The organism is Gilvibacter sp. (assembly GCF_013214815.1).
Classification (GTDB): Bacteria; Bacteroidota; Bacteroidia; order Flavobacteriales; family Flavobacteriaceae; genus Gilvibacter.
This window is the reverse complement of sequence record NZ_JABSPU010000119.1, coordinates 1-3,506: the sequence shown is the minus strand read 5'-3', so window position 1 is coordinate 3,506 and position 3,506 is coordinate 1. Positions and strand designations below refer to the sequence as shown.

Sequence of the window (3,506 nt, the reverse complement as noted above, 5' to 3'; positions counted from 1 at the left end):
ATGGTCCCGTGAATACTTGCCATTCCTAAAATGTGAAGGACGTTGTGAAAAACAGTTACATCACTGTAACCAATGAGCCATTTTGGATGGTGCTTAAAACTGGTTAGATCCAAGTGATCCAATAATCGAATACTGCCATAACCGCCACGGACACTCCATAAAGCTTTGATTTCTGGATCATTCACAAGGGCTTGCATAGAGGAAGCACGGCGCTTATCGTCTCCCGCAAACTGATGATATTGCTCGTGAATATTATCGGCCAAAACCGCTTGTAAACCCCAGCTTTCCAAGAGCTTCAGCGCAGGTTCTAAATGCTCCTCAGTAATAAAACGCGCAGGGGCAATTAAACCCACGCGATCTCCAGCAGTCAAAAATTGAGGTGTAACCATCCGTAATTGAATTACGTCAAAGATGCAGAAATGATAAGAATACTCAAAATTTGAGCTAATAATCCAGTCATTTATCAGATTTTCAGTACATTGAAACAAAAAACCTACTAAGCCAAATTGCCTATGGAAGCTACTACTCTATGCAATACGTCGCCTATCACCCCTTTTGTTCCTACCGACGAGAACCCTTGGGACCTGAAAAAAGCGATTCACGTGACGCGCAGACTTGCCTTTGGTGCCAATCAATTGGAGCTAGACAATGCGCTTACATTAACTCCAGATGCCTTTATTGATCAGCTGGTGGACCAGGCCGTTGCCATGGAACCCACAGCCACACCGCCTTGGGGTTATTGGAACCTCACAAATTTCAGTGATTACGACACGGAAAACAACGAATACATTGAAGCTTGGCGCAACCAAACTGCGAGGGATTTGATCCAAAATAAGCTTAGGGATCGTTTGACTTTTTTCTGGATGAATCATTTTGTGACCGAGTTGGAAACCTATTTCTACTCGCCCTATATGTTCCAGTACTATAATGTTAACCAGACGCATGCCATTGGAAACTTCCGCGATTTTGTCTCGGACATTGGAAAAACTGGTGCCATGCTGTTCTACCTCAACGGTTTTCAGAACACGCGTTTTGAGCCTAATGAGAATTACGCCCGCGAGCTCTTTGAACTTTTCACTCTAGGTTTAGACAACAATTATACCGAGACAGACATTCAATTTGCCTCCAAGGCATTGACCGGATGGAATCACTGGGCAGAAGTGGGAGACGCTATTTATTTTGACGAATCTACCTGGGACCCCAGCGTAAAGAACATCTTTGGACAAGCCGGAATTTGGAAGTATGATGACGTGATCACGATTCTCTTTGAGCAGCGTCCAACAGAGATCGCAACGTTTATTTGTACCAAACTCTATAAATTCTTTGTGAGTCATGAAGTGTCTGAGTTTGCCTTGACCGATATCATCGCGCCTCTGGCAGATACGTTTATTGCTAGTGATTTTGAATTGGCTCCCGTTTTGCGCCAACTCTTTAAGAGCGAGCATTTCTTTGACGAACTCGCACAAGGTGTTGTAGTAAAAAGCCCTTTTGACTTCTTATTCAACTTCACTACGGAAGCTGAACTTACCTATGATGATGCCATTTTGAACGGTTTAACCTATTACGCCGCAGTTTTAGGGCAAGAAATGTATGAGCCTGTTGATGTTGCCGGATGGCAACGCGATCACGATTGGATCTCCAGCAGCACGCTGACTGGTCGTTGGCAAGTCATTGAGCTGTATATGTTTTATATACTCTCTAATTACCCAGAAGATCTTCGGAATTTAGCGATCTCACTTTCTGGTGATAGCAACGATCCGGAGTTCATTACAACTGTGATTGCAGATCGCTTGATAGGCAAGCCTTTCCATACCCTTTCTGATTATGAAGTGGCCATTGATATTTTCAAGGGCGATATTCCTCAAGGGTACTACGACGACGGAACCTGGAATTTGTATTGGGACACAGCGCCCGGACAAGTTGCCGGTTTATTGATTCACTTGGCGAAAGCCCCAGAGTTCCAACTAAAATAAAACTGCTATGTGTAACAATCACTTCTCTTCATCAAACTATAAGAAGCTGCACGATAAGCAGCACGAACAAGAACACAACCACTGGAGTCGCCGCTCTTTCATTCAGGCTTTAGGACTCCTAGGTGGTGGAACAGTAATGTTAGGGGGAACCAATTTGACGGTTTCTAATCCATCGCCATTGGCTATGGCCTTGACAGAATCAGAGAACGATAATATCTTGGTGATCATTCGCCTTAAAGGAGGTAATGATGGTCTAAATACCATTGTCCCGGTATACGATTACGATACTTACGCAGGCTTACGACCAAACATACGCTTGGCAGAAAGTTCGCTTTACGCACTAGACCCAGACTTTGGGCTGCCAGATTTTATGAGTCCACTCCAATCTGTATGGGGTGACGGACGCATGAAAGTAGTTCACGGAGTTGGTTATCCGGATCAAAACTTTTCACACTTTGAATCCTCAGATATTTGGGCCAATACCGATACCTCAGATCCAGGAGAGACTGGATGGTGGGGACGCTATTTTGAAGAGCTCTATCCAGATTATTTGGTGAATCCGCCAGAGGTTCCTCCAGCCATCCAAATTGGTAGTATTGGAAACCTCATTTTTGACGGACTGAATAGTAACTATGCCTTTACTGTGGCCAATCCGGATCAATTGAGCTCTATTGCTTCGACGGGAGTTGTCCATGATGTAACGGATATTCCTGACTGCTATTACGGAGATCAACTTCAATTTTTGAGAGCCGCCACGAATACCACCTTTGCTTATGCGAGTGTAATCAACGAGGCTTATGAAGGAGCTACAAACGATGCACCTTACGATACCCGAGACCTGTCCAATCAATTGGCAATCATAGCGCGATTGATCAAAGGAGGTTTAGGAACTAAAGTATTTATGGTAACCCTTGGAGGATTTGACACCCACGCCAATCAGTTGGTAACACACAATGAGATCATGAATGATCTGTCATTGGCCGTTAAGAACTTTTATGACGATCTAGCCACGGCTGGTTGGGATGACAAGGTACTTTCCATGACCATCTCTGAGTTTGGAAGACGTCCTTTTGAAAATGGAAGTTTAGGAACGGATCACGGATCAGCCTCTACCATGATGCTCTTCGGAAGTGGTTTAGGCGAAAGCGGCTTTGTAGGTTCACACCCGAGTTTAACCGCAACGGATCCCTTTGGGAATTTGATCTTCAATCAAGATTTTAGAAATATCTATGCGACCATTATGATTGAATGGTTGTGTATTGACGAGACTACGGTGAATGCCGCTTTGCTCAATACGGATTACTCCTTGGTTGACCTTGGCTTTGCATGTAATACCGCCTCGGTAAATGATTTTGAAGATGTCAATCGCTTTGCGCATACCGCAACCTATAGAGACAACACTACGTTTATCAACTTCAATATGCCGTTCTCTGCGCATGTCAAAGTGGTGCTTTATAATATTGTTGGACAGGAGGTAGCCACCTTGACGAACGACATGAAATTCTCAGGAGCTCATGAGATCGATGTGAAGAA

At 44.2% G+C, this 3,506-nt stretch carries 3 protein-coding genes; 2 read left to right on the top strand and 1 reads right to left on the bottom strand.

What is annotated here, in order from left to right; all coding sequences use genetic code 11:
- On the bottom strand, positions 1-389 hold a 389-nt coding region (locus HRT75_RS14265; RefSeq protein WP_291188147.1), incomplete at its 3' end, for an LD-carboxypeptidase.
- 123 nt (positions 390-512) lie between these two features.
- Between HRT75_RS14265 and HRT75_RS14260 the strand changes: the two genes are divergently transcribed.
- Positions 513-1,973 (top strand): DUF1800 domain-containing protein, encoded by a 1,461-nt coding sequence (locus HRT75_RS14260; protein WP_291188143.1) that lies wholly within the window; start codon positions 513-515, stop codon positions 1,971-1,973.
- A gap of 7 nt (positions 1,974-1,980) precedes the next feature.
- Positions 1,981-3,506, top strand: a 1,526-nt coding sequence (locus HRT75_RS14255; protein ID WP_291188140.1) for a DUF1501 domain-containing protein, incomplete at its 3' end; no start/stop codon positions are given.